The sequence below is a fragment of the Phenylobacterium sp. genome, assembly GCF_031425575.1.
GTDB lineage: Bacteria > Pseudomonadota > Alphaproteobacteria > Caulobacterales > Caulobacteraceae > Phenylobacterium.
Map to the genome: position 1 here is coordinate 1 of NZ_JANPJP010000245.1, position 6,560 is coordinate 6,560.

9 protein-coding genes are annotated in these 6,560 nt (G+C 68.2%); 5 read left to right on the forward strand and 4 right to left on the reverse strand.

From position 1 onward, the window contains the following. The coding region (locus RMO97_RS14060) for a deoxyhypusine synthase family protein (protein ID WP_310541673.1) at window positions 1-725 on the forward strand (725 nt) is incomplete at its 5' end. 57 nt (window positions 726-782) lie between these two features. Here the strand turns inward: RMO97_RS14060 and RMO97_RS14065 are convergent. Continuing rightward, window positions 783-1,058, reverse strand: a complete 276-nt coding sequence (locus tag RMO97_RS14065; RefSeq protein ID WP_310541674.1) for a hypothetical protein — start codon at window positions 1,056-1,058, stop codon at window positions 783-785. A 213-nt stretch (window positions 1,059-1,271) separates the two neighbouring features. On the opposite strand from RMO97_RS14065, the gene RMO97_RS14070 reads away from it, so the two are divergent. Beyond that, the gene (locus tag RMO97_RS14070; RefSeq protein ID WP_310541675.1) at window positions 1,272-2,078 is read left to right on the forward strand and encodes a phosphatase PAP2 family protein; all 807 of its coding nucleotides are present in this window, start codon (window positions 1,272-1,274) and stop codon (window positions 2,076-2,078) included. 7 nt (window positions 2,079-2,085) lie between these two features. On the opposite strand, the gene RMO97_RS14075 is transcribed toward RMO97_RS14070, so the two are convergent. Both RMO97_RS14075 and RMO97_RS14080 read right to left on the reverse strand, forming a co-directional pair. After that, window positions 2,086-2,859 (reverse strand): molybdopterin-dependent oxidoreductase, encoded by a 774-nt coding sequence (locus RMO97_RS14075; protein ID WP_310541676.1) that lies wholly within the window; start codon window positions 2,857-2,859, stop codon window positions 2,086-2,088. Then, the gene (locus tag RMO97_RS14080) at window positions 2,856-3,692 is read right to left on the reverse strand and encodes a cytochrome b/b6 domain-containing protein (protein WP_310541677.1); all 837 of its coding nucleotides are present in this window, start codon (window positions 3,690-3,692) and stop codon (window positions 2,856-2,858) included. The genes RMO97_RS14075 and RMO97_RS14080 overlap by 4 nt, the downstream gene beginning before the upstream one ends. A gap of 134 nt (window positions 3,693-3,826) precedes the next feature. Between RMO97_RS14080 and RMO97_RS14085 the strand changes: the two genes are divergently transcribed. Next, window positions 3,827-4,747 carry a thioesterase family protein gene (locus tag RMO97_RS14085; protein ID WP_310541678.1) on the forward strand — a complete coding sequence of 307 codons (921 nt, stop codon included), beginning with the start codon at window positions 3,827-3,829 and terminating at the stop codon, window positions 4,745-4,747. Here the strand turns inward: RMO97_RS14085 and RMO97_RS14090 are convergent. Then, window positions 4,736-5,626: an alpha/beta hydrolase gene (locus tag RMO97_RS14090; RefSeq protein ID WP_310541679.1), complete on the reverse strand. Its 891-nt coding sequence runs from the start codon at window positions 5,624-5,626 to the stop codon at window positions 4,736-4,738. The genes RMO97_RS14085 and RMO97_RS14090 overlap by 12 nt on opposite strands. Before the next feature lie 254 nt (window positions 5,627-5,880). Here RMO97_RS14090 and RMO97_RS14095 point away from each other — a divergent pair, with 254 nt between their 5' ends. Both RMO97_RS14095 and RMO97_RS14100 read left to right on the forward strand, forming a co-directional pair. Further along, window positions 5,881-6,180 carry a hypothetical protein gene (locus RMO97_RS14095; protein WP_310541680.1) on the forward strand — a complete coding sequence of 100 codons (300 nt, stop codon included), beginning with the start codon at window positions 5,881-5,883 and terminating at the stop codon, window positions 6,178-6,180. Between the two features lie 188 nt (window positions 6,181-6,368). After that, the coding region (locus RMO97_RS14100; RefSeq protein ID WP_409035317.1) for a hypothetical protein at window positions 6,369-6,560 on the forward strand (192 nt) is incomplete at its 3' end.

Consider the following 6,560-nt stretch of genomic DNA (forward strand, 5'->3'; position numbering starts at 1 on the left):
CCAAGCCCCAGGATCCGGTCGACGATCGCGACCTGCGCGCCCTCTATATCGACCGCATCTACGACACCTATATTGACGAGGAAGAGCTCCAGAACTGCGACGATGTTATCTTCCAGCTCTGCAACATGCTGGAGCCGCGCCCCTATTCGAGCCGTGAGTTCATCTGGGAGATGGGCAAGTGGCTGGCCGACGGCAACGCCAAGAAGCAGGGATCGCTGATCGAGACGGCCTACGAGCTCGACATCCCCATCTTCTGCCCGGCTTTCACCGACTCGTCGGCGGGCTTTGGCCTGGTGAAGCACCAGGTGGAGAACATGAAGGCGGGCAAGCCCTACCTCACCCTCGACTCCGTCGCCGACTTCCGCGAGCTGACCGACGTCAAGATCGCGGCGGGCACGACCGGGCTGTTCATGGTGGGCGGCGGGGTTCCGAAGAACTTCGCCCAGGACACCGTGGTCTGCGCCGAAATCCTCGGCCACGAGGTCGACATGCACAAGTACGCCATCCAGATCACGGTGGCCGATGTGCGTGACGGTGCCTGCTCCTCCTCGACGCTCAAGGAGGCCTGCTCCTGGGGCAAGGTCGACGTGACCTGGGAACAGATGGTGTTCGCCGAGGCCAGCACCGTCGTGCCGCTGATCGCGTCGGACGCCTGGCACCGCGGCGCCTGGAAGACCCGTGAAAAGCCTCGCTGGGCGAAGCTTTTCCAGAAGATCGCGAAGTAGCAGACAAGTCGGCCGCCATCGCCCGCGCGGTGGCAGCCGTGGTTTGCGATCCCGGCCTCAGGATCGGTTGTCGGAGATCCGGGGCGGGCGACGCGCCTCATCGTCGCCTTCGCTCAAGGCGATCATGACCCGCCCGAGGTTCAGCATCACCGTGGCGGGATGGATCCGGAACGGTCTGGGCAGGAAGACGGCCACCCCTGCGACCAGCAGCAGGGCGGGCGACAGCAGGACCAGCACCGGAACGAGCGGCAGCCAGGGATTAAGCCTGCGCTGGCCAGGCTTGCGCACGCGCGGCACGACCCGCCAGCGGAGCAGTTCGGCGCGGGCGCGCATCAGGGCAAGCTGACGCGGCGCCTTTCGGGGGCGCGGACTGTCCACCTCGGAGGGCGAAGCTGGGGTCGGAAGCGGGTCCACTCGTCTGCCTTGGATTTCCTGGTGAGCCTAACCCAGGACCTAACGCCGTCCCACCACAGAAAGCCCACCAGCTTCGGCGTTGCGTCCGCGGTGCGCATGCGCATGATAGCCCAACAGAACAAGGGAGAGGAAATGCGCCGTACACTGATCGGCCTGAGCCTGACAGGTGCCCTGGCCGCCGCCGGCATCGCGCTGGCCCAGCCGGCGGCCCCGCCCCGGGCCCTGCCCACTGGCTATCTGAACCCCGAGACCTGGCCCGCCGCGGCCCTGATCCTGCCGCCGGCCCCGGTCACCGGCTCGGCCCGGGAGGCGCAAGACCAGGCGGTGTTCAAGGCCACCCGCGGTCTTGAGGGCTCGCCCCGATGGTCCCTGGCCCAGAACGACGTCCCCTCCCTGCCCGCCAACATGCTGAAGGATTTCAGCTGCACGGTGGGCGTGCAGATGTCTCCCGAGGCCGCGCCGAAATTGATGGCCATGCTGAGCCGGATGGGGATCGACGCCAGCCGGCAGGTCTCCAGCGTCAAGGACGTGTTCAAGCGCCAACGGCCGTACCTGATCGCGGGCGAGGGCAATATCTGCGCGCCGAAGACGGAGTCCCTGGCCGCCAGCCCGGACTACCCCTCGGGCCATGCGACATGGGGCTGGGCCGTGGCCATGTTCCTGGCCGAACTGGCGCCTGACCAGGCGACCCCGATCCTGGTGCGCGGCCGCGCCTTCGGCGAGAGCCGGGTGGTCTGTGGCGTGCACAGCGTCAGCGCCGTGGAGGCGGGCCGCACGAATGCTGGCGCCCTCCTGGCGACCTGGCGCGGCGACCCCACCTTCCGCGCTGACCTGGAGGGGGTCCGCGCCGAGCTTGAGGCGGTCCGCAAGACCGGCGCGAAACCCGACGCGGCCATGTGCAAGGCCGAGGCCGAACAGACCGCCAAGACCCCCTGGTAGGGCCAGGTCAGATCCCGGCGTACCACTCGTAGCCACGGTCTTCCCAGAAGCCGCCCTTGCCCGCTCCCAGGTGGGCGAAGTCGGCGACGGCCTCGACCCGCATGACGTACTTGGCGTGCTTGTAGCCGAGCTGGCGTTCGACCCGCAGCCTCAGGGGCGCGCCGTGAGCCACCGGCAGGACCGACCCGTTCATCTCGTAGGCCAGGATCGTCTGCGGGTGATAGGCGTCGATCATGTCGATGCTCTCGTAGTAGCGCCCCTCCGGCCCCCCGCCGCCCAGGCTGTCGGCGCAGTGGAAGACGATATATCTGGCGTCCTCCTTCAGTCCGGCCAGGTCCAGCAAGGGTCCCAGGCGCGCGCCCTTCCACTTGCCGATGCTCGACCACCCCTCGACGCAGTCATGACGGGTGATCTGGGTGCGGGAGGTCAGCGCCCGAACCTGAGCGAGGTTCAGGGACAGGGGCTTGTCCACCAGGCCGTCCACCACCAGGCGGTAGTCGGAAAACCCGGCTCGCAGCATCTTGCGGTACTCCGGGTCACCTGGGCTGATGGAACCGTTGGCGCGAAAGTCGCGGGAGATGTCGGCCTCAGTGAACTCCGGCGCCAGGGCCTTGCGGCTGATCAGCAGGCGCTGGGCCCTGCGCGTCAGCCCCTCGGCGCTGCGGAGCGTCGCCTGGACCTGGGGGTTGTCGTTGACCTTGTTGCAGGCGGTGAGCCACAGGCCCGCGGCGCCGGCGGCGCCGGCCTTAAGCCAGCCACGGCGGGTGTCGGCGGTGCTCATCGGGCATCTCCCTCGACGTCTATGGCGTAGCGACCGGTGATCATCGACCGCAGATTGTTCCAGACGCCGGAAAGCAGGACCATGGCGACGTGGACCAGGACGAAGGCCACGATCAGGCCCGCGCAGATGAAATGGATGGTCCGCGCCGACTGCCGCCCGCCGAACACCGCCGGCAGCCAGGGCTGGCCGGCGTCGATCGCCGGCGACATGGTCAGCCCGGTCAGCACAATCAGCGGCAGGACGATCAGCACGATCCCGCCATAGGCCAGTTTTTGCAGGGCGTTGTACCGGCGGGCCTCCTCGCCCTTGGCGAACCTCAGCCGAGCATGGTCAAGGATCTCATGCCAGAGGTGGCGCGGCGCCAGCTGGTCCCTGGTCGGCAGCAGGTCGCGACGGATGTGACCGTTTAGGCTGTTGGCGGACAGATAGACCAAGCCGTTGAGCACGAAGACCCATGCGAAGAAGAAGTGCCAGTGTCGACCGTCGGCGAGGTTGCGATAGCCGGGGGCGGTCGACCAGGCGGGGAAGCCGCGCTTCTCGTTCCCCGAGAACCCGAACAGGCCCGTGGTTTCCAGGGTCACGGACCCCACCTTGGTGAGGCCGACCATCTCGTCGCCGCGCTCCACGGCGGTCATGGAGACCCAGGGCTCGGCGAAGGTGGACTTCTGGCCCCAATAGAGGGCCGGGTGGGCGTTGAAGATCTGCAGCCCGCTCATCAGCAACAGGATCAGGGCCACCATATTGATCCAGTGGGTCATTCGCGTGACCACGCTGTGGCGATAGACCAGGACCTTCATCGTCGGCGGCATGTGGCGGGCTTCCCTGGGGCTCATCAGCTTCGCACAGGCAGGATGCGGCGGCGATGGTCCACCAGACGAGCTTGAGCTTGAAGACGAATTCGCCGCCCGCCCCCTGTCGGTTACAGGACGCCTCCCGTAAGTTCGCGCCAACAGTGAGGGATGGACGCGTGATCGAGGTCTGGGGCGGCGGGGTCAACACCTGGGAATGCGACGAGATGGGGCACCTGAACGTCCGGTTCTGGGTCGCCAAGTCCTTTGAGGGGATCGCCGGCCTGGCGGCGCAGCTGGGCATGCCACGGGCCTTCACCGCGGGCGCCGAATCGACCCTGGTGGTCCGCGAACAGCATATCCGCTTTCTGCGCGAGGCCCGCGCCGGCGCCGGCCTGATCATGACTGGCGGGGTGGTGGAGATGGGCGAGACCGACGCCCGCCTGCTGCTGGTGATCCGTCACCTGTCGGGGGAGCCGGCGGCCACCTTCCAGGTGGTGGTCTCCCATGTCACCAGCACCGATCTGCGCGCCTTCCCATGGCCGGCCCGCATTCGTGATGCCGCCGACGCCCTGCGGGTCGACATTCCCGCCTACGCTGCGGCGCGGGGTCTCGACCTGGCGCCGGTCCAACCCATGGCCAGCCACGCCAAGGCCCTGGAGTTGAACCTGACCCGCATCGGCATGGGCGTGATCCAACTCGCCGAGTGCGACGTGTTCGGCCGCATGCGCGGCGAGATGTTCATCGGCCGGGTGTCGGACGGGGTGAACCGACTGTTTGGCGAGACCCGGCCCGGGCCTGAACCGGTCGCCGGTGAACCGCCCCCGAACATCGGCGGGGCGGTGCTGGAATACCGGGTGCTGCACCTCGACTGGCCGCGCGCCGGCGATTCCATCGAACTGCGGTCAGGCTTCGCCGCCGTGGAGTCCCGCACCCGCCGGGTCATGCACTGGATGGTCGACCCGATCAGCGGGCGGGCCTGGGCCAGCGCCGAGGCCGTCGTGATCAGCTTTGATCTCGGCGTCCGCAAGGTGGTGGACATCTCCCCGGCGGCCCAGGAGGCTTATCGGACCCAGCTCACGCCTGGCCTAGGGCTTTGACGCCGCGGCCCTGAGGGCGCGCGCCACCACGTCGGGGCGCTCCATGGGCAGGAAATGGGTCGTGCCGGGAACGGTCTCCAGAGTGATCCGCTTGGTGGCGGTGAGTTCCGCCTCACGGCCTTCGACCCGGCAGGTGGAGCCATTCTCGGCGCGGAAGATGGTGATAGGCGCCTTGGAGCGGGCGAAGGCGTCCCAGGTGTCGTGGGCCTGGGAGGTGAAGTTGGAAGCCTCCCACTCCGGAGCGCAGGTCAGTTCAACCTGGCCATCGGGTCGCTCCCGGAAGCCATCGGCGACGTAGTCGGCCAGCATGCCGGCCGTCCAGCTCTTGAAGGCGCCGCGGCCGGTATAGGCCTCAATCGCCGCCTGGTGGCTGGGAAAGACCGCGCGGCGGCGCAGGGCTCCCTGGACCAGGGGCGATTCGATGGGCTCACCGTCGGCATTGGCGGCGATGGTCTCAGGGCTGAGGACCACCGGGTCAAACATGACGAGGCTCTTGACCCGTCCGGGAGCCTCGGCGCTGGCCAGGATGCTGGCGGTGGCCCCCATGGAATGCCCGCCGAGCACCACGTTCCTCAGGTCGAGCGCCTCGAACAGCGCCAGCAGATCGTCGCGCAGGCCGCACCAGGACGTCCGGCCCTCGATTTCCGGCTTTAGGCCAGACCGACCATGACCGCGCTGATCGACGGCCAGGACGTGGAAGTCCGGCGCCAGGGGAGCCAGAATGCTCGCATAGGCCCGGGCGTTGAAGCCATTGGCGTGGGTGAAGACGATATCTACAGGCCGTTCGGCCGGACCGAATTCCAGCGCCGACATCTCCCCACCCCGGCTGGGCAGGTTGATCCGCACCGCGCGAGGTTCGCGCGCGACCGCAACATCCATGACGACTCTCCTCCGACCGGTCCATATAGCCGCTGGAATCGGCCCGGCCACACCTAAGCCTTGACGCGAATCGTGATCGCCAAATCGGGGAATTCAAAGGGGTTGCAGCGGCGTTGGAGAAAAGTGATCACGAGAGCGTGAATTAAAGCCTTGCCCTCGGGGCGAACCACGGCATATTCGTGCCTTGCGCTTGCGGCGTTCCCATTCGGGGGCGAGTCGGGCGCTTCTTCACCTCCGTTTCCTAGGGGACCAGCATGACCTCCGAACTCCTTCGCAAGATCCTCGTCGCCGGCGCCGCCGTCGCCGCCATCTCCGTCGCCGCCTGCGGCAAGCCCGCCGAAAAGGCCGACGCCGCCGCTGCTGAAGCGACCGACGCCGCCGCCACCGCGACCGACGCCGCCGCCGCCGCGACCGACGCCGCCGCCGCCTCGACCGACGCCGCCGCCATGGCCGCTGCTCCGGCCGCTGCCGACGCCGCTGCCGCTGCTGCTGCTCCGGCCGCCGCCGAAGCTGCTGCTCCGGCCGCTGCCGCCGCCGAAGCCGCGAAGCACTAAGCTTCGAGCGCATCGCGTTCTACGAAGGGCCGCCCCCTCGGGGCGGCCCTTTTGTTTAGCCTGATCAAGTTCTGGTGAAGCTGAGCCTTGCCCTCACCACGAACCCAGGCATATTCCATCTGTTGGGGCCTTCCCGTAGGGGCGCGCCTCGTTGGGTGCTTTCAATAACTAACCTAAGGATCTGGGACATGACCTCCGCCATTCTCCGTAAGCTGCTCGTCGCCGGCGCCGCCGTCGCCGCTCTGACCGCCGCCGCCTGCTCCAAGCCCGCCGAAAAGGCCGCTGAAGCCCCGGCCGCCGCCGAATCGGCCGTCGTCGCCGCCGACGCCGCCGCCACCGCGACCGACGCCGCGGCCACCGCTGCGGACGCCGCCGCCGAC